We start from the raw sequence: 23,140 nt of genomic DNA on the forward strand, positions 1-23,140 counted from the left end.
ATGGCTATGAAAAGAATTTTAACTACTTCACAGCGTGAACAACTTCTTTCTGTAGACCACTTATCAGAAGAGGATTTTAAAGCGTATTTTAGTTTTTCTGATTATGATCTGGAGGTTATTAATCAACACCGTGGAAAGGTCAATAAACTAGGATTTGCGATACAACTTTGTTTGGCCCGGTATCCTGGGTGTTCTTTAAGTAATTGGCCGATTAAATCAACCAGACTAACTTCTTATGTGAGTCGACAGCTCCATCTTGATGCAATTGATTTAAATTCATATGATCATAGAAATACACGTGCAAATCACTTCAACGAGATCTTAGAAGTATTCAACTATCATCGATTCGGTAGTGCTAATACACAAAAACAGTTAATAGAATATTTAATTGAACTAGCTTTAGAAAATGATGACTCTATCTATCTAATGAAAAAAACAATTGATTTCTTAACTCGAAAAAGAATTATTTTTCCATCTATAGCTACACTTGAAGACATTATAAGCCGCTGTCGAGATAAAGCAGAAAACAACTTATTTTCAATATTACTCTGTTCATTAACAGATATACAAATTGAAAAACTAGAGAGTTTGTTTCAAATTTATGAAGAGACGAAAATAACTAAACTCGCTTGGCTAAAAGACATTCCAGGTAAGGCAAATCCAGAAAGCTTTATGAGTATTTGTAAAAAAGTGGAAGTGATTGCTTCCATGGGACTCGGGACAATTAATGTCTCCCATATTAATCGGAACAGGTTTCTTCAGCTAGCTAGACTAGGGGAAAATTATGATGCATATGACTTCTCCCGTTTTGAGCTTGAAAAAAGATACTCTTTACTTATTGCTTTTTTAGTCAATCATCATCAATATCTGATCGATCAACTGATTGAGATTAATGACCGCATTTTAGCAAGTATTAAACGCAAAGGGACACGTGATTCACAAGAACAGTTAAAAGAAAAAGGAAAATTGGCTACTAAAAAATTGGAACATTATGCTTCTTTAATTGATGCTCTTCACTTTGCAAAAGATAATGATAGTAATCCTTTTGACGAAATTGAACGAATCATGCCTTGGGAAGATTTAGTACAAGATGGAGAAGAAGCTAAAAAAATTACAGGTAATAAAAATCATGGCTATTTAGAAATGGTTCGAAATAAAGCTAATTACCTCCGAAGATACACGCCAATGTTATTGAGGACCCTTTCGTTCAAAGCAACTCCGGCAGCAAATCCAGTCCTCATGGCCCTAACTCAACTAACTGATTTACACAATAGTGGTAAAAGAAAAATACCGGCAGATACTTCTACTGATTTTGTGAGTAAAAAATGGAAAAGCCTTGTTCGGCCAGAAGAGGGGAAAATAGATCGGTCTTACTATGAGTTAGTAGCTTTCACCGAGCTAAAGAACAATATTCGATCAGGAGATATTTCAGTTGAAGGAAGTATGATCCATCGAAATATTGATGATTACTTAGTTGATTTATCTGCTTGTATTGATTCAGAAACTATTCCAGACACGTTTGAGGACTATTTAAAGGATCGGGAAATAATTTTAGATTTACAGCTTCAATTTTATTCGACAGTTGATAAGAGAATTTCAAGAGCAAACCTTAAAAAGTTGGAAAAAGTTACACCTAGCGAAGCAGAAATATATAGAAAAAAACTTTATTCAATAATTCCTAAGATAAGGCTTAGTGATCTTTTAATTGAGGTGGACAGTTGGACCAACTTTTCACAAGAATTTAGTCATGATTCTACAGGGAAACCGCCGAGTGAACAAGAAAGAAAAATTATTTTTGCTGCTTTGCTGGGTTTAGGGATGAATATTGGTCTTGAAAAAATGGCCCAATCAACTCCTGGAATTTCTTATTCTCAGTTAGCCAATGCCAAACAATGGCGCTTTTATAAAGAAGCTCTGACTCGTGCTCAATCTGTTTTGGTTAATTATCAGTTAAAGCTTCCTGTTGCAGACTTTTGGGGTGAAGGAAAAACCACTGCTTCAGACGGAATGCGCGTCCCAGTGGGCGTCTCAGCTCTAAAATCCGATGTTAATCCACATTACAAAAGTATGGAAAAAGGAGCTACAATGATTCGATCAATAAATGATAGGCATACGACTCATCATATCGAGGTTGCTTCAACTAATACAAGGGAAGCTACTCATACCCTTGATGGCCTACTTTATCATGAAACAGATCTAGATATTGAGGAACATTTTACTGATACAAATGGGTATTCTGATCAGGTGTTTGGAATGACCGCATTACTAGGCTTTGATTTTGAACCTCGCATCAGAAATATAAAAAAATCACAATTATTTTCTATCAAATCACCTTCCTACTACCCTAACTTATCAGAAGATATAAGCGGAAAAATCAATGTAAAAATTATTGAAGAAAACTATGATGAAATTAAACGAATCGCCTATTCGATTCAAACAGGAAAAGTATCTAGTTCTTTACTATTAGGAAAGCTAGGCTCATACGCACGTAAGAATAGAGTAGCTCTTGCACTGAGAGAACTAGGTCGCATTGAAAAGAGCATTTTTATGATAGATTATATTACAGATAGTGAGCTACGGCGAAGGATCACTCATGGACTAAATAAGACAGAAGCGATTAATGCTTTAGCTAGAGAACTATTTTTTGGGCGACGCGGAAAATTTATGGAGCGCGATATTCGCCGACAACTTCAAAGTGCTAGTGCGCTTAATGTGTTAATAAATGCAATAAGTATATGGAACGCCGTCTACTTACAAGCAGCTTATAATTATCTCGTCAAAATAGATCCCGAAGTAACTAAGTATATGAAGCATGTATCTCCTATTAATTGGGAGCATATCACTTTTCTTGGAGAGTATAAATTTGACTTGTTATCTATTCCTAAACACTTAAGAGAATTGAATATAAAAAATAAATAGGCCTTGAAACATTGGTTTAGTGGGAATTTGTACCCCTTATCGATACAAATTCCCACTAAGCGCTCGGGACCCCAGGTAAGAAAAATTCATCAACGGAAACATGAAGTAACGATACAAGGTCATAAAGAACTTGTATGCTGGGGTGTTGCCCTTTATTTTCAATATTAGTTAAGTACCGTGGGTCAATTTCAATCAATGCTCCCACTTGTTCACGAGTTAAACCTCGTTTCAATCGAGCTTCTTTAATGGCTAAACCAAAGGCTCTAAAATCATATTTATCTTCTTTTTTACGCATAGTAGACCACCTCTATACATTTTATTGTTCCTACTGAATTAAAAACAGGTATAGAAAAACGTGTTATATGGTTTATAGGTTTATATTTAATAAAAAGCACTACTAAACGCCAATAAAAAAAACCGTTATATGGTAGTGCTATTTACGCTGTTAAAATATTGTATATTACTTCCAAATGGCGGTTTGTTGGAGGTCAACGTCGCCATGAAGTACATCATATACAATAAATTTCCTTACATTGGGTTCTTGTCAAAAAAAGTCGTCTATCTGCAATAGATAAGTACGTCCACCAATGTGGTTTTATAAATCATATAGATAGAATAACAGAAGCATGTAAACAGAGAAATAAATCTGTTTATATGCTTTTTTGGCTATTCAGAACTTTTTTACAAAGTTTATTTATCAGTAATGCAACAAATCCCCCTTTCACATTGGGACTAAGAGTGAAAGGAGATAAACGAGCAAGGCTCACTTCCTTTCCTAGACAGAAAGGGGGTGAGAAACATGAAACCATCTTCTTTTCAGACCACAATAGAAAATCAGTTTGACTATATCTGTAAACGTGCTATGGAAGACGAGCGAAAGAATTATATGCTTTATCTTTCAAGGATTGCAAAGCGTGAGGTGTCCTTTTCGGATGTTGGCGATTATCTTGTTAGCCAGTTTGCGACAACAGATAACTATTCAACTGACTTTCAGATTTTTACACTCAATGGGTTATCAGTAGGCGTTGAAAATGATTTGTTGAGTGAAGCATTACGTGAGTTGCCAGACAAGAAACGTGAAATTCTACTGCTGTTTTACTTTATGGACATGAGCGATTCAGAAATTGCAGACCTGTTGAAATTGAACCGTTCTAATGTCTATCGGCATAGAACCAGTGGACTAGCCTTAATTAAAAAGTTTATGGAGGAATTTGAAGAATGAAAACACAATATCCTATGATTCCCTTTCCTCTCATTGTAAAGGCAACAGATGGCGATACCGAAGCGATTAACCAGATTCTACATCATTACAGAGGGTACATAACGAAGCGTTCCCTACGACTTATGAAAGATGAATATGGCAATCAAAGTATGGTCGTTGATGAAGTCTTACGTGGAAGAATGGAAACCAGACTGATTACAAAGATTTTGTCATTTGAAATTAAGTAATATCCTCTCTCCTTTCGTGGAAGCGTGCTAAACCATTCCACGCTTCCCGAACAGGGAGGTTTGTTATTCCACCAAAGCATATTGAGCTTTCAATGTGTTTTGATAGGCTAACGAGCCATTGTTCTTTGAAAACTGAATAAAAGTAATCGAATACGTTTCGATAAGAAAAGAGCCAACGGAACTAACCGCCATGACCTATCTTATAAAGATAGCGAGCGATTCATGTTAGTGATCCGAGAAGCAATCTTTAGCAGGATTGCCTGCAACGACATTCTTATCGTGATAATGATACTCCCATACAGTCAATAGTCCGAGCGTGATAAAACCGTCGCAGGCAATGAGTATGGCTACATGAGAACCATGCAGGGGTGGAACTCCCGTGAGCTTTGCTAAAGCTGTTCGATTGCTGGTAAAACAACTTTTATGAAATCCAAATAAGTGATTTGGAAAGGAGGATTTTATGAAGCAGACTGACATTCCTATTTGGGAACGTTATACCCTAACCATTGAAGAAGCGTCAAAATATTTTCGTATTGGCGAAAACAAGCTACGACGCTTGGCAGAGGAAAATAAAAATGCAAATTGGCTGATTATGAATGGCAATCGTATTCAGATAAAGCGAAAACAGTTTGAAAAAATTATTGATAAATTGGACGCAATCTAGCGTCGCCAAAGGGTCTTGGATATGATAAAATAGCATTAAGTCGTATCAAGGCTCTTTCCATTTTGGAAAGGAGCGAAAGCCATGTCAGAGAAAAGACGTGACAATAAAGGTCGCATTTTAAAGACTGGGGAGAGCCAACGAAAAGACGGAAGATACTTATATAAATATGTAGATTCATTTGGAGAACCGCAATTTATCTACTCATGGAAACTGGTGGCTACAGACAGAGTACCAGCAGGAAAGCGTGATTGTGTTCCTCTTCGGGAAAAAGTTGCGGAGCTACTGAAAGACATTCATGATGGCATTGATGTTGTAGGAAAGAAAATGACACTTTGTCAGCTTTACGCAAAGCAGAATGCTCAAAGACCCAATGTGAAGAAAGGCACGCAAACTGGACGGAAATATCTGATGGATATTTTGACAAAGGACAAGTTAGGTGCAAGGAGCATAGACAGCATTAAACCGTCTGACGCTAAAGAATGGGCGATTAGAATGAGTGAAGATGGATATGCTTATCAAACCATCAATAACTATAAGCGTTCTTTAAGGGCTTCATTCTATATTGCGATTGAAGACGATTGTGTTCGGAAGAATCCCTTTGACTTCCAGCTAAATACCGTCATTGATGATGATACTGTTCCTAAAGTCGCATTGACAACGGAGCAGGAAGAAAAGCTGTTATCCTTTGCGAAAGCTGATAAGACCTACAGCAAGAATTATGATGAAATCCTGATACTCTTAAAAACGGGTCTTCGTATTTCAGAGTTTGGCGGTCTGACACTTCCAGATTTGGATTTTGAAAATCGTCTTGTCAAGGTAGACCATCAGTTACTACGAGATACTGAAAATGGATACTACATTGAAACTCCCAAGACTAAAAGTGGCGAACGACAAGTTCCTATGGTTGAAGAAGCCTATCAAGCGTTTCAGCGAGTGCTGGCGAATCGGAAGAACCGTAAATGTGTTGTGATTGATGGTTATAGTAATTTCCTTTTTCTCAATGGGAAAGACTATCCTAAAGTGGCAAGTGATTACAATGGTATGTTGAAAAACCTTGTCAAGAAATACAATAAATATCATGAGGATAAGCTACCCCATATCACTCCACACATTTTGCGTCATACGTTCTGCACTAACTATGCAAATGCAGGAATGAACCCAAAAGCATTGCAGTACATTATGGGGCATGCGAATATAAACATGACGCTGAACTATTACGCACATGCTACATTCGATTCTGCTATGGCAGAGATGAACCGCTTGGAAAAAAAGAAACAGCAGGAACGTCTTGTTGCTTAGTAGTACAGATGAATTTACTACTAATTTACCACTTCTGACAGTCAATTCATGAGGAAATATATAAGGAAACGTGAAGTATCTTCCAACAGTAAAAATGCTCGAAGCCCTTTAGAATAAGGATTTGCGAGCATTTAATGAGATTTAAAAGGATAATTAGAAATCTATGTTTTGTTTTTAATAAAAATGTTAAAATAACTATTTCTTCCTCTTCGTAAATTGGTATTTTTATTCGAAAAAGAAATTAAATCTAATATACTACTTTTACCTATACCATTTTTCCCAACAAGTAATGATAAGTTAGATATTTTTTCACCAAAAAACCTTTTGTTTTTATTCTCTACATAAAACAAAGTCCTTTCTTTCATTCTAAACTTATGTTCCTCCGAAAAAGATATCTCGCTGTTTTTTATACCAGTATCCATTTTTTCTATATATGTATAAACTAACTCAGCCATTGTAACACCTTTAATCCCTCTGATTATTTTGTCTATATTATAGCAAAATTCCATCATTTCAGATGGAATTTTTTTCTCTTAATGTCTAAAATGTCTCACTCCTGTGAAGACCATAGTCAAGCCGTATTTGTCAGCGGCTTCGATAGACTCTTGGTCACGCACAGACCCACCTGGTTGGATGATGGCCTTGATTCCTGCTTTGGCGATTTCTTCCACGTTATCCGCAAATGGGAAGAAGGCATCCGAAGCAAGGACAGCACCGTCAAGGCGGTCTTTAGCTTGATCAATAGCGATGCGGACGGAAGCTACACGATTGGTTTGCCCAGGGCCGACACCAAGTGTCATGTGGTCGTTGGTCACGATGATCCCGTTTGATTTGACGTATTTAATAGCCTTCCAAGCGAACTCAAGAGCTGTCGCTTCTGTCTCAGTTGGTTGGCGTTTGGTCACCACTTGCCAATCGACTGGGCTTTCCTTGACAACATCTTGGTTTTGCACCAGAAGTCCACCAACTACACCTGTGTATTCTGCTTCCACTTCGCTAGCCTCTTGAGCATCAAATGGCAGGGCAAGGATACGCAGATTTTTCTTTTTGTTGGTCAAAATGGCTAGCGCTTCATCCGTATAGCTTGGTGCAATGATGATTTCAAGGAAAACGCCGTGCATCTTCTCAGCTGTCACAGCATCCACCTCACGGTTAAGAACAACGATACCACCAAAGATAGACACTGGATCAGACTCATAAGCGTAATCCCAAGCTGTTTCGATATCATCAGCTTGACCGATTCCACATGGGTTCATGTGTTTGAGAGCTACAACGGTTGGACGGTCTTTGAAGTCACGGATAATACGAATAGCTGCATCCGCATCGCGGATATTGTTAAATGACAATTCTTTCCCGTTGAGCTGTTTCGCTGATGCAATAGAATAGTCAGTCGGCAAGGCTTTTTGGTAGAAGTCCGCATCCTGTTGAGGATTTTCCCCATAACGCATAGCTTGTTTGAGGTCATAAGTCAAAGTCAACTTTTCAGGCTTGATCTCGCCGACTTGAGATGTGAAATACTCTGCAATCAAGGCATCATAAGCTGCTGTGTGACGGAAAACCTTGGCTGCCAAACGTTGTCGAGTTTCGTAAGTTGTTTCACCGTTTGCTGACAATTCGTCAAGAATCACAGCATAATCCTCTGGGTCTACAACAACTGTTACGCTGGCATGATTCTTCGCTGCCGAGCGAAGCATAGATGGCCCACCAATATCGATGTTTTCAACTGCATCAGCGTAAGTTACATCTGGTTTGAGAATCGTTTCTTTAAAGGGATAGAGATTAACCACTACAAGGTCAATGAGCTCGATTTGATTGTCTTTGGCCGCTTCCAGGTGGCTATCCAAGTCTCGACGAGCGAGGAGCCCACCGTGGATATTTGGATGAAGGGTCTTAACACGGCCATCCATCATCTCTGGGAAGCCCGTCACATCATCGATCGCAATGGTCTCCACCCCAGCATTGTCAAGGGCAACCTTTGTCCCACCTGTCGAGATAATATCCCAACCAAGTTTTTTAAGTTCTTGGGCAAATTCAACAATGCCCGCTTTGTCTGAGACGCTGATCAAGGCTTTTTTCGTCATTCTATTCCTCTTTCTTTAAGTCCAAGCGCATAGCGACTTCGTTATTTTCTTCTATAAATCCTGTTTCCTGAAAACCAAGACTAGTCAGCAGGTGCTTCATTTTTTCATTTCCAACCACATAATCTGCAACAATATGACTGCAGACTCTATCCATCTGAGCCTCTTTGATTAGAACTTCCAAGGCTTTTCGACCATAACCTCTTCCTTGGTACTGCTGACCAATCATTATCCGCCAGATAAAGTATTCCGCTTCATCCTTGTCTATTTCCAGCAGGAGAAAGCCAACCACAAGTTCATTCCAATAAATTGCCATTGGAAACACATCCCCATTCTCTCGGTAGAGCCATGCGTCAGCTAAAGAGCGTACATTTGGAGACACGAAACGTGCTCGTTCATCAGCTTCAGATATTTTCAAATCCAGCACTGCCTGAAAACTGCTCTCATCTACTAATTTTATCTCAATCATTTTTGCTCCTTTTGAATAAATAGGATTTTGAGGTGATTAAAGACTAATCCAACTCATATAAAAGGTAGTTATCAAAATTTATGATTCCTTTGAGATAATCTCGGTCTGCTTTAGACAACTCAAATTCTGGAAAAGTCGCAATTAAACTGGACAAATAAAAATAATTCGGGTGCCTACGATAAGAAAAACCCGCTTGACCGAATCTCCCTTGACAGAAATCATAGGCAAGTTTTAATTCTTGACTTGTGACACTATCTAAAATTTTATCTAACTCTGAAAGCTGACTTTTATCAGTATTTTCTATCATAGCTTTCACTGTATTTACTAAAACAAAAAGAAAATCATTAGTATTATCCAGTAGGGTTGGTCTGTTAGATAACTTATTCTTTAACTCCATATAGTAGTGGTCAATATTCATTTCTTCCTCCCTACTCCCAAGCTATCCAGAACCTCCGGATACAACTTGTACTCTGCCTCATGAATCCGTTCTTCAAAACTTTCGATGGTATCATCAGATAGCCGTGGCACACGCACTTGTTTGATGACCTTTCCTGTATCCACACCTGAGTCCACCCAGTGAATGGTAACACCACTCTCAGCAACACCTGCATTCCAAGCATCCTCAATCCCATGAGCTCCTGGAAATTCTGGCAGGTAGGCTGGATGGATATTGATGATTCGACCTTCATAAGCTGCCAATAAGGTTGGCCCAACGATTTTCATGTAGCCTGCTAGACAAACCAAGTCAATCTGGTGCTCTTCCAAGAGTTCGACAAGGGCCGCTTCGTAGTCTGCCTTGCTCTCAAACTCCTTGAGTTCAAAAGCATAGGACAGAACGCCGAGCTTGTCTGCACGTTCGAGCACATAGGAGTTACGATGGTCTGAAAAGACAAACTCTACTGGAAATTCTTCGGCAATCACCTGAAAATTCGAGCCATTGCCTGAGGCAAAAACCGCTATTTTTTTCATTTGATGATGACACTTTCGTTTTCTTTCTTGACGATGCGACCAATTTCATAGACTGGTTCATCCAACAATTCCTTGACACGAATTACATTTTCAGGGCTAACTGCTAGCATAAGTCCCACACCCATATTGAAGATTTCAAACATTTCTTCATGTTTGATTTTACCATATTTTTCAAGAGCTTTGAAGATTGGCAAGACTGGAACTTTGTCTTCTTCAATCTCAGCAGCCAAGTCAGCTGCAAACATGCGAGGGACATTTTCGATAAAGCCACCACCAGTGATGTGGGCAATGCCGTTGACCAACTCTTCCTTGATGAGTGGCAAAACAGCCTTGACATAGATACGAGTCGGCTCAAGAAGAACTTCCTTGAGTTTCTTGCCTTCCAATTCTGGCAGGACTTCTTCACCTGTATAGTCGGCAAAGACACGACGGACGAGAGAGTAACCATTTGAGTGAATACCACTTGAAGCAAGTCCAAGAATCACATCACCTTCAGCTACTTTTGAACCGTCTATGATTTGAGATTTTTCAGCCACACCGACTGCAAAACCGGCCAAGTCGTAATCATCTTCGCCATACATACCAGGCATTTCAGCCGTTTCTCCACCAATGAGGGCAGCACCTGCCTGCACACAACCTTCTGCTACACCAGCAACCACTTGTTCTAGCTTAGCTGGTTCATTCTTTCCAGTAGCGACGTAGTCAAGGAAATAGAGGGGCTCCGCACCTGCAGCAATGATGTCGTTGACACACATAGCCACACAGTCTTGACCGATAGTATCGTGCTTGTCGTACTTGATAGCCAGCATGAGCTTGGTTCCGACACCGTCAGTCCCTGAAATCAAAACCGGCTCTTTGACACCTGTTTTTGAAAGGTCAAACATGCCACCGAAACCACCAAGGGTTCCCATAACACCTGCACGCTCTGTACGAGCCACGTGCTTTTTGATCCGTTCAACAACTTCATAACCCGCTTCAACATCCACACCCGATTGGGCATAAGCATTTTTTGTCATTTATTTATTCCTTTTCTTTGAGAAGATTGCGACGTATTTTTAGATAAACAATTATTTTATCTAAAAATACTAGTCAGGGCTCTAGCTTTGATCCTATAGGACAAAGCGTCTACTGACAAATGCTTTAGCTTTTAGTCAGTAGTGAGACGTGAAGCATAAGCATTTTTATTTGCCATTTTATTTTTCCTTTTCTTTAATGGAGGATCTATTGTCTATTTGTAAAAACTGGTCTTTTCTTCCAAACTTCTACGATAGTCTTCTTCGTAGTCGTAGAGAGGTGTTGGGTAGTCACCGTCAAAGTAAGCGACACAGAGACCACCATTTGGCGCATCTGTTTCAATCCCAATCGAATCAATCAAACCTTCAACAGAAAGGTAAGTCAGACTGTCCGCACCAATGATTTGGCGAGTTTCTTCAACCGTATGATTGGCCGCAATCAGCTCCTGACGGGTCTGGATATCAATCCCGTAGAAGCATGGATAAGCTAGCGCTGGACTACCAATGGCAACGTGAACCTCAGTCGCACCCGCTTCTTTCAAGAGTTGAACGATCCGACGAGAGGTTGTTCCACGTACAATAGAGTCATCAATCATAACCACACGCTTGCCTTTTACAACGCCTGAAACAGCAGAGAGTTTCATCCGCACCCCTTGCTCCCGCAATTCTTGAGTCGGTTGGATAAAGGTCCGTTGGGTGTATTGGTTCTTGATGAGGCCCATTTCATTTGGTAGCCTGGACTCTTCCGCAAATCCCATAGCCGCGCTGAGGGAAGAATTGGGCACACCTACCACGATATCCGCGTCGTGCTTGAATTCACGCGCCAATTGGGCACCCATACGTTTACGTGCCGTATGGACATTAACACCGTGGATATTAGAATCAGGACGGGCAAAATAGATATACTCCATAGAACAAATCGCGAGCTGAGTATCATCCGTATAGCTATCATACTGGATGCCCTTGTCATCAATGATTACAATCTCACCGGGCTTCAAATCACGAATCCACTCTGCACCAATGACTTCAAAAGCACAAGTTTCAGAGGAAACCACCACCGCTCCGTTGCCCATTTTCCCGATAGAAAGCGGACGGAAGCCATTAGGGTCAAGGGCAGCAATCAACTTGTCTTCAAATAGCAAGATATAGGCAAAACCACCTTTAACTAGGCTGAGCGCCTCCTTGATTTTTCCCATTAAGTTCGGATTGTGACTACGACGAATGAGATGAGCCAAGATTTCCGAGTCCGAAGTCGCGCTGAAAATCGCGCCTCTTTGTTCCAGTTCTTTCTTGAGAGAGGCTGCATTGGTCAGATTTCCATTATGAGCCAACCCAAACTGCATATCGTGAAAACGGAAGAGGAAGGGCTGGATGTTATCTACAGAAGCTTCGCCAGCAGTCGCATAACGCACATGCCCAATCGCACCAGTTCCTGTCAATTTATCTAAGTTAGCAGGATTTCTGAAGACTTCTGATAGAAGACCCATATCGCGATGCCGCTTTAGTTTCCCTTGGTCATTGGAGAGGATTCCTGCCCCCTCCTGACCACGGTGCTGAAGACTATGGAGACCAAAATAGGTCAATTTAGCAGCATCTGGATGTCCCCAGATACCGAAAACACCACATTCTTCATTAAGAGATTTTACTTCGTATGTCATTTTATATACCTAATTTTTATTTGTGTAGCACCAAGAGCTAAATCTACATGACTTTTACATTACTGATACTATCTATTAGAAAATCTGCAAGTCTTATTTTCCAGTAAAGTATTTAACCGCTGACGCGAACAGGTGCTGGTCTTTATTTCCTGGGATGTTTTGGAAAAGACCGTCTTCATAACGTTCTGAGTGGCCCATCTTACCGATGATTTGACCGTTCTTGCTGGTAATTCCTTCGATGGCATGGACAGAACCATTTGGATTGAACTTAGAATCCATACTTGGTTTGCCGTCAAAGTCAACGTATTGGCTAAAGATTTGACCATTGTCACGGAGCTCTGCAAATTCCTCAGCCGTCACGACAAACTTCCCTTCACCGTGTGAAACAGGAATAGCGTGGATATCACCCACTTGCACCCCAGCCAACCATGGCGAGTTGGTATTGGCAATCCGAGTTTCCACCATCTTGGCTACGTGTTGGTTGGCATCATTGTAGAAAAGGGTTGGGCTAGTACTTTTGGCATCTTCAAAGTTTCCGTATGGAAGAAGACCTGATTTGACCAAAGCTTGGAAGCCGTTACAGATACCGATAATCAAGCCACCACGGGCGATAAAGCTATCAATAGCTGCACGCACTTTTTCATTAAGCAGAATATTAACAATAAACTTGGCTGAACCATCTGGTTCGTCCGCAGCTGAGAAACCACCTGCAAAGAAGAGGATGTTAGCCTTTCCGATGTTGTCAACCATGGTTTCAACTGACTTGACAATGGCTTCTTCATTCAAGGTCACGAATGGTACCAAGTTAACCTCTGCACCTTCTTTTTCGAAGGCCTTAGCTGAGTCATATTCTGAGTTGGTGCCTGGGAATACTGGGATATAGACCACCGGTTTTCCAACTTTTTCTTTTGCTTTAATCACAACATCTGATACCACAGCTGGTACTTCAGCTAGTTCTTTGGCTTGAGCAAATTCTGTTGGGTAAACTTCTTCCAATTTTCCTTGGAAGGCACTGTCAAGTTTGTGTCCATCTAGCTTCACACCGTTGACAAAGAGTGTAAAGTCTGCACTTGTTTGACCGATTTTCTCTACTCCAGCAATTTCTTCAGGAGAAGTAAAGACAAATCCACCTAATTGTGCTGTCAAAGCCGTTTCTAGTTCAGGCAAGGTTACCTCTGCACCGATATGATTTCCAAAAGTAGCAAGTGCCAAACTTTCAAGCACACCTCCGTATTTAACAGCTGAAGCTGCTGTTACTTTGTGAGCCTTTTGAAGGGCTTCAAACTGAGCAAAGTTAGACTTAATCAAGTCAAAATCAATCTCTGCTGAGAGTGCTTGGCCTGGGATGTAGTAGATGTTTTCACCAGCATTCTTGAACTCTGGCGAAAGCACCTTACGGCTATCCGCTGTCGTCACCCCAAAAGCGACCAAGGTTGGTGGCACTGTCAATTCTTCAAAAGTACCAGACATAGAGTCCTTACCACCGATAGATGGCAAACCAAGCTGAATTTGTGCCTCGATAGAACCTAGGAGAGCTGCTACTGGCTGACCAAAACGCTCAGCTTGTTTGTCCATGCGCTCGAAGTACTCTTGGTAAGAAAAACGAGCCTGAGACCATTTGGCACCAGCAGCAACCAAACGAGCAGTTGCTTCAATCACCGCATAGGCAGCACCGTGGTATGGAGACCATTCAGCTACATATGGGTTGAATCCTTGAGCCATGACTGACGCAGTATGAGTCACACCGTGTTGAACTGGTAATTTCTGCACAGATGCCTCAGTTGGTGTGAGTTGGTAACGACCACCAAGTGGGTGATTAACCGTTGAGCGTCCAACAGAGCAGTCAAAGATAGTCTGTAATCCTTTTTGACTCGCATGATTCAAATCAGATAGAACCGCAAGGGTATCAACTTCAAGTGTGTTAGCAGATGTTTGACGTTCTTCTGGAAGCTTGACATCTTTGTCCACAACTTTAGCATCGACAACCACGCGCACACCATTGGTATCAAGGAAACGGCGTTCCAAGTCTACAATCGTTTCGCCATTCCAGTGCATAACTAGATTTGGTTTTTCCGTCACTGTCGCCACGACAACAGCGTCAATATTTTCTTTGTTACATTCTTCAACAAAGGCATCCACATCTTCAGGACGCACCACAACCGCCATCCGTTCTTGTGATTCAGAGATGGCAATTTCGGTACCATTCAAGCCTTGGTATTTAAGAGGCACCTTGTTGAGGTCGATTTCAAGACCGTCTGCCAATTCACCGATAGCCACACAAACTCCACCAGCACCAAAGTCGTTAGATTTCTTGATAAGACGAGTGACATTGCCATTACGGAAAAGGCGTTGAATCTTGCGTTCTTCGATAGCATTCCCTTTTTGAACCTCAGCACCAGCAGTCTCAACTGACTCAACTGTTTGAACCTTAGAAGAACCTGTCGCACCACCGACACCATCACGTCCAGTCTTACCTCCAAGGAGAATAATCACATCCCCCGCTTCCGGTTTTTCACGAACAACATTGCCCTTAGGAGCTGCACCGACAACTGCGCCTAACTCCATACGCTTAGCTACAAAGCCTGGGTGGAAATACTCACGAACGTAGGTCGTTGCAAGCCCAATCTGGTTACCATATGAAGAATAACCATGAGCCGCTGTTTTAGAAATGACTTGTTGTGGCAATTTCCCAGCGCGAGTTTCTGAAATCGGTGCGGTAATATCACCCGCACCTGAGATACGCATAGCTTGGTAGACATATGAGCGACCTGACAATGGGTCACGAATGGCTCCACCAATACAGGTAGCAGCCCCACCAAATGGCTCAATCTCTGTTGGGTGGTTGTGGGTTTCGTTCTTGAACATGAGGAGCCATGGCTCTTTCACACCATCAACATCCACTTCAATTTCGACTGAGCAAGCATTGATTTCGTCTGACACTTCCATATCATCCAAACGTCCATTAGCACGCTCATAACGACCGAAAATAGTCGCCATATCCATCAAGGTTTGTGGTTTTTCAGAACGCCCCAACTCATCGCGCATAGCGATATATTTGTCATAGGTTGACTGCAATTGTTTTTGGAATTTAGAAGCTGAGAAATCAATATGTTTCAACTCTGTCTCAAACGTCGTGTGACGGCAGTGGTCAGACCAGTAAGTGTCCAAAACCTTGAGTTCTGTTTCCGTCGGCACGCGCCCGATTGACTTGAAATAGTCCTGGATAAAGAGCAAATCATCCACTTCCATGGCCATCCCTTGCTCAGCCTTGTAGCGGGCAAAGTCTTCTGCTGTATAGCTTTCAAAGAAAGTCAATTTCGGAATGGTCTTGTCTGACTCTGAAAATTCCTGCTTAGCAATCGCTGTCGTGATATCCTTGAAACGAGAATCAACTGGATTGAGCAAATAGTTTTTGACTGCTTCTAACTCAGTCGCATCAATATCTTTATTGACCAAGTAAAGTTGGGCTGTATTAACTGTCACATCACTCGAACTTCCCAGCAAAAGCAAGGCTTCCTGTGAAGATGCTGCACGCTGGTCAAACTGCCCTGGTAGGCTTTCAATGGCAAAGAAAACATAGTTGGCAAGATCCGCCTGCACAGCCGCTTCGTCCAAAACATGGTCTGTCACCTGCTCAGAGAAAATATGTTTCTCTGCAGGTGCAAACAGGTCCTCTGCCAAGTCAAATACATCATACACTTGCACAATACGAATACTTTTCAAGCTTGAAAGCCCCAAGTTGTGCTGGAGTTCTCTCACCAAACTCTCTGACTTGACCTGAAAATCAGCCTTTTTTTCAACAAAAATACGTTTATCCATCAATCCTTATTCCTTTATTTCAGCTCTTACAATGTTTCCAAATTACCTTGAGAGTCTTGCAAATAGATTATTTCAATTCCTGCAACTTTTCCCAGACGATCTCGTAAACGTCTGTTAATTCTCCGAGACCTCTACGGAAAACATCCTTATCCATGTGGTTGCCATCCGCATCCCACAAACGGCAATTATCTGGTGAAAATTCGTCTGCCAAGATAATCTTTCCATCCTTATCGAAACCGAACTCTAGCTTAAAGTCAATCAATTTAAGCCCAATCTCAGCAAACCAGACTTTCAAAAGTTCATTGATACGACGCGTTTCTTCCTTCAAGTAGGCAATCTGCTGATCATCCGCAATCTGTAGGAATTTCACATGCTCATCATTGATAAACGGGTCATCCAAATCATCATTTTTGTAGTAAAATTCGACAATCGGAGTCTCAAATGCGATTCCCTCATCCACACCAAAACGTTTTGAAAAGGAACCAGCAGTATAGTTGCGGAGCACGACTTCCAAAGGAATAATCTCAACCTTTTTATTGAGTTGTTCTGTATCTGAAAGTTTCTCCACAAAGTGAGTCGCCACACCAGCCGCATTTAATTTCTCAAAAATAAAAGATGAAATCTGATTATTCAAAACTCCTTTACCTGCAATCTGCTCCTTCTTGACACCATTGAAAGCAGTCGCCTGGTCCTTGTAAGTTGAAATAATAAGATTTTCATCCTCAGTTGTATAGATATCTTTAGCTTTTCCCGAATAGATCAATTGTTTTGACATTTTAAAGTTCGCCTTTCGTATTACTTGAGCACATTCTACCATAAAAAACCTAAAATTACAAGAATTTAACCGAATAAATAACATAGCGCCCTCGGAAATCATAAAGAAAAAACCGCAAGAAAAAGATTTCTCACAGTTTTAAAATCATTTAACTCTGAAAATACGAACATTACTCTTTGTTCAAAAATTGATCCAAATAATAACGTAGGTAACTTTTCTTGCCAGTAATCATCTGCAGACGACCTTCCACCCCATATCGAAGTTTTTCAGCCTGCTCCGAAGTTAGATTAGTCTCCACCTCAATTTTAAAGAAATTCCCTTTTTCAGTCTTAGTAGCTGTCGCATCAATACTTGTAATAGTAGAATCTAGGAAAATTTGATTCTTGGCATCATGAGTCGTAGTATAGCGAACAGAATCACCGACCTTGATCCTTGCTACATCCTTTGAACTGAGATAAGCTGTTAGTTTGGCTTTCCCTTCTTTTTCCAAGGACGGATAGAGTTGGGCTAGTAGAGTCCCCTCTGCTACCATGGTAGAATCACTGGTCTCAGGATTAAGATGAAGCACCCCATCCTCACTCGCCGTAATTTTCCCCTTGTCTAGAAGATTTCCCTGAACCTTCTTGCCTGACTCTGCCTCCAAGATTTTCTGATCTAGAAGGGTCAATTCCTGACCAACCTTAGCCAAATGTTGAGATTTAAGAGACTCTAATTGACTGCTTAAGCCTGACACATAGGCTTGCTGGGTACCTGAACCTGCATACTGGACACGGTAAGTAGCAAGACTAGATTCTAACTGAGAAAGCTGTGCTTTAACCTGCGCAACTGCCTGGGATTTAGCTTGGAGATTTTCCTCACCCTGAGACTTGTAGGACTGGTAGAGAGAGTAGGCTGGATTCTGACTGGCCAAGGAAGCACCTGTTTCAATAGCTGACTTAGCTGTCTGGTAATCGCGAATTTTAGCCTCTGTTTGGCTAATGAGGTTGCCGATTTCGGCTTGGGTTTGGCTAGCTGCTGCATTCTGGGACGCGATGGTCTCATTTTGTTGCGATGTACTAGCCCTAAGACTACCTGCTTGGCTGAGGTAGTCGCGAAAGGTGGCTTGGTAGCCAAATTTATCCTCCTCTGGAAAGTGGTTCTCCCCTTCTTGCAGGCTCTTTTGCAAATACTCCAATTGCTTTTTTTGATCCTTGAGCATGTCCAACTGACTGGCATAAGACTCCGCTTGGACACCCTCTGCCCCTTCCTGATATTGAACCAACAGTTCTCCCTTTTTAACCAGCTTATTTTCTTCCAAATGATTGACAAGAATGCGATTGTTGCTAGTTGACTGGATATTTGCAAGGATACGACTAGGCTCGACAGTAGCTCTAGTAGACAAACTCATCTCCTTCTCTGCAAATGTTGCAAATCCAAGTAAAAACACGAGCAGAAGGGACATGGGTACAATCACCCGACTGGAAAAATTATGGTAACGACGATTATAAAACTCCGCACTTTCTAAAAATTCTGGTTTCATCCTCTCCTCTTTCTAGCTATTCACCAAATGGGCATAAAATCCACCCTGTGCAAGCAAATCAGCATGCTTTCCTTCTTCGACAATCTTGCCCTGATCCAAGACAACAACCTTCTCTGTCCGCTCTGCAATGGTCAAGCGGTGGGCGATGAAAATCAAGGTCTTGTCTAAAGCCATAAGATTATCGACAATTCGCTTCTCAGTCAAGATATCCAGACTGCTGGTCGCCTCGTCCAAAATCAAGACCGGTGCATCTGTCAAGAGAGCACGCGCCAGAGCAATTCTCTGACGTTGACCACCTGAAATTCCTGCCCCATCCGAAGTCAATTCTGTTTGGTAATTCAGTGGCATGCGCTCAATATCCTCCCGAATCTCTGCCAATTCAACCGCCCGTAAGATATCCTCTTGAGTCGTCCCTTCCTTGGCTCCAAGGAGAAGATTCTCCAAAATCGTTCCGTTAAAGACATAGGGCTGTTGAGGCAGATAGTTGATATACTGGCGCAGAGCTTTTTTATCAATCTGATTGAGATTGACACCACCCAGACTAATCTCTCCCTGACTTGGGTCGTAAAAATTAACCATCATCTTGGCTAAGGTCGTCTTACCTGACCCCGAAATCCCCACAAAAGCCACCTTAGAACCCTGCGGAATAGTCAAATTGATATCCGACAAGACATCTCGACCATAGCCATACTTATAGGAAACCTGCTTGAAGGTCATCTCTCCCTTCATCAAGCTCAGATCCTCAACTGTTTTCTTCTCCTCAAACTCAGAAACTACCAGATAAACCTCATTCAGACGGTTATTGGCAACCTGCGCTGTCTGAAGCTTGGTTTGCAGATTGATGATATTTTCCAAAGGATTGGTAAAGTAAACAAGCAAGGTATTATAGGTAATCAACTGCCCCAAACTCATCTTGCCATCCATAACCAGAACAGCCCCCATCCAGAGAATACCGACATTGAGCAAGAGATGGGCAACCTTTTTCAGAGCTTTTTGCTGACTCTCTGCCCGACTATAGGTAAAGGATTTTTTCAGATAATCCACAAATTCCTTGTCAATCTTTTGGTAACGTTGACTTTCACTGGTCAAAGACTTGATAGTCTCAATACCGTTGATGTCCTCGATGATAGAAGAAGACAGAACCGCATTGGCTTCCATGGTATCCCGATTCATCTTTTCAAACGGCTTCATAAAAGCAAAGATAATCACTGTGTAGATAGGCAGCGCCAATAAGGTCATGAAAAAGAGATTGGTATTTTGTGAAAATAAAACAAGGGAAATAATGACGACCGTTGACACGTCCAAGAAAATCGAAAGAATGGTCGAAGCCAGCGCATCGATGATACTGTTAGCATCCGTAAAACGAGACACGATTTCCCCTGTACGACGTGTCGCAAAAAAGGTCATAGGCAGGTGAAAAACATGCTTGATATAGGACAAAATTACATCAATCGACAAGCGTTGCCCCAAAACAAGCAAGAGATACTCCTGAGCGTAAGACAAGACCTGCTGAAGGATGTAGACAATGACCAGCCCAATAGAAATAATCCCCAGTGTCGAACGCATCTGATCTGGCACATAGGTATCAATGATAGACTGCAGATAATAAGAACCCACAATGTTAATCAAGGTGGCCAAGAGTGTTGCCAAAACGATATTAGCAATCAAGCCACGCTGCTTCACTAATATAGGAATAAAAGAGAGCAGACCATTCTTTTGATCCTTATGAGGCTTGTAGTCTGGACTAGGTGCCATAAACAGAGTCACTCCTGTCCATTCTTCCGCAAAACGCTCACGTGGCAGTTTTGTCAATTTCACCCCAGGATCTGGATCGGCAATATGAATGCTGTCCTTGTCCTGCCCAGTCACCACATAGTAGTGGAGCAATTTCCCTTCCTTAAGCACATGGGCAACAAAAGGAAAAGTCAAATCTGGCAAGTCAAAGAGTGTCATATCCGCCTTGATCGCTCGCGTCTCAAAGCCAATCTCCTCTGCCACCTTGACCAAGCCCAAGGCCGTCGTCCCATCTATGGTCGTCTTGGCCAATTCTCGCAAGTGAGCCAAAGAATAATAGCTACCATAGTAGCCAAAAACCATGGCTAATGAAGCTACACCGCAGTCCATCTGATCCACCTGCGGACGATAGTGACGTTTCCCAAATTTCATATTCATCTCCTTTTTCCTAAACTCATCTGATAATATCTATCTTACCCCAATTCCCAAACAAAAACTGGACTTCTTCCCCAAATGCGCCTATCTACCTCCCAACTGCACTTTTGGGATAAAAAAATAGGCAGAACAAATGTCCTGCCTACTAAAAATATGGTATGAAAGGAAAGTGATTTTTTACTGACACCCTAGGCAAGCTTGGGACAAATAAATCATTGGTAGTAACATTTACAACATCCTATTCATTACTTCAATTACTAATGTCCCTGCTATTTCTAAGCCACCTCTGGTATAATCTATTCCTAGTCAGAATAGATAACACCGTTCTAAATTACGATTCATAGTTACTCCTTTTTTTTGATTCGTTACTATAAGACACCTATTCCCTATAGAGCGTCTACCGCTTCAAATCTATCTATTCTTTTTTTCTTTACTTCTGTATAAAAGAATGAAGACCATCATAAATAATGCAACCGTGGGTATATTAAAATTATCAAACCAAGTAGGTAAAGATACTTTATTTATGTCAGCCACTAATCTGATGATGATATAAGACATTGAACTAAGTAATACCATGATTTCAGGCAAAACTTTCAATACTGATTTAACGAATTTCATATTAAACTCCAATGTGGTGCATTCTTAGATTCTACTCTAACCATTTTCAGCGAAGACTAACAAGTCATTCTTAACTGCTCACTCTACTTGCTTTTTATTGGCCTTATATCCTAGATAAAAGAGCCCAAATAAAACAGGGTAAATTTCTGGATAAAATAGGGTATTGGTTGGATTTCTCAAAATCAAATACGTTGCGATGTAGATTATGAGCGATACGATAAAATACCCCTCAGCAAAACCTAATAAAAATGTTTTCATGTTAGACTCCTATTTACCTGACAAGAATGGCGGAAAAACGCTGCCATTCACATGCACCAAATCCTTTTGATTCATGTTCGTCATTACTCCTTTGTATTATATTTTATTGCTATGTAAATGATTAAAATGAGTATTGGATAAGTAAATACTTCTGAAATATCCATAAAATTTACACTATACTGTCCTGATAATATTTTATAGTCAATTAAAATTTGAACGATAGTAAAAATAATACGTAGCGATAACAATACCCCTAATAATATCACTTCTTTTTTTAAAAACATAGAAATGCCTCTCTGACTACAATCAGATTATGGTCTATTCGAAAAAGAATTCAAAAATATAATATATGATGTCAATTTTAATAAACTATATTAATAAAATGCATTGTAAACATTTCGCCCAAATGCTCTACCAGCATTATAGATACCACCGAAAAATCTTCCCGTACTATCAATCACTTTATGGACATCGATGTTAATATTACCTCTCCATGACACTCGACCGCCCTCTACTGTTGCTAAATCTTTTTCTGTGAGACTTGTAAATCTTTCTTCAATTTTTATCATATTCATTGTATTTGTTCCTCTTTATCTATAATTTTTTATTAAAATAAATAATTGTAAACCATTTCGCCAAACTTCTGTCCCGCCCAATAAACCGGTCCTAAAAGTAATGTCCCTAAAGCATAAACCCCAACTACTCCAACTATGAAAATCAATACTTTTACAGGAATTGACTGCAAACTGTAAAAGGTCTCTACCCTAGTAATCCAACTTTCTATCATGCGTTCCATCAGCGCTCTTCCTTCCCTGTTAACGTCCACGACGCTTAGCATGTGCTCCTGAAGCACCATCTACCGCACCCAATAAAAACGTTCCTGCAATTGCGACTCCTCCAACTACTACCAGACCAATTAGCAAACCTCCTTCTACATCGGCCATTTCCTCATGACTCATTACATGAAAACGATCTTCCATATTTTTAAATTTTTCCATCTTATTCTCCTTTTTTGATTATTAACAATTGAAAAAGGTAGTTTTTTGTCTTTCCTTTTTCATATATTCTATTCGTTGTTATAGATAACCTTTACTCTCTAAATATTATCTTAGAATCCAAATAATGCACGACGTAACAATAGACCTGTAATTAAACCCCGTTGATAACTTTCCTTGCTACCACCCACCAGCAAAGCTAAGTCGCTTTCCTTTAATACTTCAATAGTACACTTATCATTCATTTCATTCATCGCTTATCCCCTAAAAACCTAAACCTCTACGAAATCCAACGTACCAATCTGCAAGTGTCTTCGTCCAATTTTCTCCACCTTGAATATCGGTCAATTCTTCCGAAGTCAGCTCAACAAATCCATAATAATGTTCTTTCATTATTTTATTCCTTTCTTTTTTCCCTCTCACTTATCTATTCGAAAAACAATCCGAAAATGAACAACTAAATTAAATT

The 23,140-nt window shown here is 40.7% G+C and carries 24 protein-coding genes and 1 pseudogene; 5 read left to right on the forward strand and 20 right to left on the reverse strand.

Annotated features, from left to right (window positions below; translation table 11 throughout):
• Complete coding sequence (locus tag MK480_RS09390) at window positions 1–2,919, forward strand: Tn3 family transposase (RefSeq protein ID WP_001240982.1); 2,919 nt, start codon at window positions 1–3, stop codon at window positions 2,917–2,919.
• Between the two features lie 73 nt (window positions 2,920–2,992).
• Here the strand turns inward: MK480_RS09390 and MK480_RS09395 are convergent.
• Window positions 2,993–3,214, reverse strand: a pseudogene (locus MK480_RS09395) (helix-turn-helix domain-containing protein); the annotation flags it as partial.
• A 504-nt stretch (window positions 3,215–3,718) separates the two neighbouring features.
• Here MK480_RS09395 and MK480_RS09400 point away from each other — a divergent pair.
• The 4 genes from MK480_RS09400 (at window position 3,719) to MK480_RS09420 (ending at window position 6,331) form a co-directional block, all read left to right on the forward strand.
• Window positions 3,719–4,141, forward strand: coding sequence for a sigma-70 family RNA polymerase sigma factor (locus MK480_RS09400; protein ID WP_268707575.1), 423 nt, complete (start codon window positions 3,719–3,721; stop codon window positions 4,139–4,141).
• Window positions 4,138–4,368 carry a helix-turn-helix domain-containing protein gene (locus tag MK480_RS09405; RefSeq protein ID WP_000857133.1) on the forward strand — a complete coding sequence of 77 codons (231 nt, stop codon included), beginning with the start codon at window positions 4,138–4,140 and terminating at the stop codon, window positions 4,366–4,368. The genes MK480_RS09400 and MK480_RS09405 overlap by 4 nt, the downstream gene beginning before the upstream one ends.
• Before the next feature lie 460 nt (window positions 4,369–4,828).
• Window positions 4,829–5,032 (forward strand): excisionase, encoded by a 204-nt coding sequence (locus MK480_RS09415; protein WP_075227091.1) that lies wholly within the window; start codon window positions 4,829–4,831, stop codon window positions 5,030–5,032.
• Between the two features lie 81 nt (window positions 5,033–5,113).
• On the forward strand, window positions 5,114–6,331 hold the full coding sequence (locus tag MK480_RS09420) for a tyrosine-type recombinase/integrase (protein ID WP_001291569.1): 1,218 nt from the start codon (window positions 5,114–5,116) through the stop codon (window positions 6,329–6,331).
• 161 nt (window positions 6,332–6,492) lie between these two features.
• On the opposite strand, the gene MK480_RS09425 is transcribed toward MK480_RS09420, so the two are convergent.
• The 19 genes from MK480_RS09425 to MK480_RS09515 form a co-directional block, all read right to left on the reverse strand.
• A complete protein-coding gene (locus MK480_RS09425) occupies window positions 6,493–6,786 on the reverse strand; it encodes a hypothetical protein (RefSeq protein ID WP_238096413.1) in 294 nt (97 codons plus the stop codon).
• A gap of 78 nt (window positions 6,787–6,864) precedes the next feature.
• Window positions 6,865–8,412 carry a bifunctional phosphoribosylaminoimidazolecarboxamide formyltransferase/IMP cyclohydrolase gene (gene purH / locus MK480_RS09430; RefSeq protein ID WP_268707576.1) on the reverse strand — a complete coding sequence of 516 codons (1,548 nt, stop codon included), beginning with the start codon at window positions 8,410–8,412 and terminating at the stop codon, window positions 6,865–6,867.
• 1 nt (window position 8,413) lies between these two features.
• On the reverse strand, window positions 8,414–8,878 hold the full coding sequence (locus tag MK480_RS09435; protein WP_261074055.1) for a GNAT family N-acetyltransferase: 465 nt from the start codon (window positions 8,876–8,878) through the stop codon (window positions 8,414–8,416).
• A 43-nt stretch (window positions 8,879–8,921) separates the two neighbouring features.
• The gene (locus MK480_RS09440) at window positions 8,922–9,296 is read right to left on the reverse strand and encodes a hypothetical protein (RefSeq protein ID WP_261074054.1); all 375 of its coding nucleotides are present in this window, start codon (window positions 9,294–9,296) and stop codon (window positions 8,922–8,924) included.
• A complete protein-coding gene (purN, locus tag MK480_RS09445) occupies window positions 9,293–9,847 on the reverse strand; it encodes a phosphoribosylglycinamide formyltransferase (protein ID WP_268707577.1) in 555 nt (184 codons plus the stop codon). The genes MK480_RS09440 and purN overlap by 4 nt, the downstream gene beginning before the upstream one ends.
• Window positions 9,844–10,863, reverse strand: a complete 1,020-nt coding sequence (gene purM / locus MK480_RS09450) for a phosphoribosylformylglycinamidine cyclo-ligase (RefSeq protein ID WP_268707578.1) — start codon at window positions 10,861–10,863, stop codon at window positions 9,844–9,846. The genes purN and purM overlap by 4 nt, the downstream gene beginning before the upstream one ends.
• A gap of 212 nt (window positions 10,864–11,075) precedes the next feature.
• Window positions 11,076–12,518, reverse strand: coding sequence for an amidophosphoribosyltransferase (gene purF / locus MK480_RS09455; RefSeq protein ID WP_261074052.1), 1,443 nt, complete (start codon window positions 12,516–12,518; stop codon window positions 11,076–11,078).
• A gap of 93 nt (window positions 12,519–12,611) precedes the next feature.
• Window positions 12,612–16,337: a phosphoribosylformylglycinamidine synthase gene (locus MK480_RS09460; protein ID WP_268707579.1), complete on the reverse strand. Its 3,726-nt coding sequence runs from the start codon at window positions 16,335–16,337 to the stop codon at window positions 12,612–12,614.
• 67 nt (window positions 16,338–16,404) lie between these two features.
• Window positions 16,405–17,112 (reverse strand): phosphoribosylaminoimidazolesuccinocarboxamide synthase, encoded by a 708-nt coding sequence (purC, locus tag MK480_RS09465; protein WP_268707580.1) that lies wholly within the window; start codon window positions 17,110–17,112, stop codon window positions 16,405–16,407.
• 169 nt (window positions 17,113–17,281) lie between these two features.
• Complete coding sequence (comB, locus tag MK480_RS09470; RefSeq protein WP_268707581.1) at window positions 17,282–18,631, reverse strand: competence pheromone export protein ComB; 1,350 nt, start codon at window positions 18,629–18,631, stop codon at window positions 17,282–17,284.
• 12 nt (window positions 18,632–18,643) lie between these two features.
• Window positions 18,644–20,797: a peptide cleavage/export ABC transporter ComA gene (gene comA / locus MK480_RS09475; RefSeq protein WP_268707582.1), complete on the reverse strand. Its 2,154-nt coding sequence runs from the start codon at window positions 20,795–20,797 to the stop codon at window positions 18,644–18,646.
• A 414-nt stretch (window positions 20,798–21,211) separates the two neighbouring features.
• Complete coding sequence (locus MK480_RS09480; protein ID WP_049544737.1) at window positions 21,212–21,418, reverse strand: hypothetical protein; 207 nt, start codon at window positions 21,416–21,418, stop codon at window positions 21,212–21,214.
• Window positions 21,419–21,496: 78 nt separating this feature from the next.
• The gene (locus tag MK480_RS09485; RefSeq protein WP_247947541.1) at window positions 21,497–21,676 is read right to left on the reverse strand and encodes a hypothetical protein; all 180 of its coding nucleotides are present in this window, start codon (window positions 21,674–21,676) and stop codon (window positions 21,497–21,499) included.
• Between the two features lie 83 nt (window positions 21,677–21,759).
• The gene (locus MK480_RS09490) at window positions 21,760–21,960 is read right to left on the reverse strand and encodes a hypothetical protein (RefSeq protein WP_023940558.1); all 201 of its coding nucleotides are present in this window, start codon (window positions 21,958–21,960) and stop codon (window positions 21,760–21,762) included.
• A gap of 90 nt (window positions 21,961–22,050) precedes the next feature.
• A complete protein-coding gene (locus tag MK480_RS09495; RefSeq protein WP_050207636.1) occupies window positions 22,051–22,251 on the reverse strand; it encodes an SPPN_00645 family bacteriocin-like peptide in 201 nt (66 codons plus the stop codon).
• A gap of 32 nt (window positions 22,252–22,283) precedes the next feature.
• Entirely contained in the window at window positions 22,284–22,472 is a 189-nt protein-coding gene (locus tag MK480_RS09500; protein WP_050967306.1) for a hypothetical protein, read from the reverse strand.
• A gap of 19 nt (window positions 22,473–22,491) precedes the next feature.
• On the reverse strand, window positions 22,492–22,674 hold the full coding sequence (locus MK480_RS09505; protein WP_261043952.1) for a class IIb bacteriocin, lactobin A/cerein 7B family: 183 nt from the start codon (window positions 22,672–22,674) through the stop codon (window positions 22,492–22,494).
• 110 nt (window positions 22,675–22,784) lie between these two features.
• Complete coding sequence (locus MK480_RS09510) at window positions 22,785–22,925, reverse strand: hypothetical protein (RefSeq protein ID WP_247947543.1); 141 nt, start codon at window positions 22,923–22,925, stop codon at window positions 22,785–22,787.
• Between the two features lie 10 nt (window positions 22,926–22,935).
• Window positions 22,936–23,064: a smi_0059.1 family bacteriocin-like peptide gene (locus tag MK480_RS09515; RefSeq protein WP_049499438.1), complete on the reverse strand. Its 129-nt coding sequence runs from the start codon at window positions 23,062–23,064 to the stop codon at window positions 22,936–22,938.
• Window positions 23,065–23,140: the final 76 nt, after the last annotated feature.

This window comes from Streptococcus mitis, assembly GCF_026782895.1.
GTDB lineage: Bacteria > Bacillota > Bacilli > Lactobacillales > Streptococcaceae > Streptococcus > Streptococcus mitis_CB.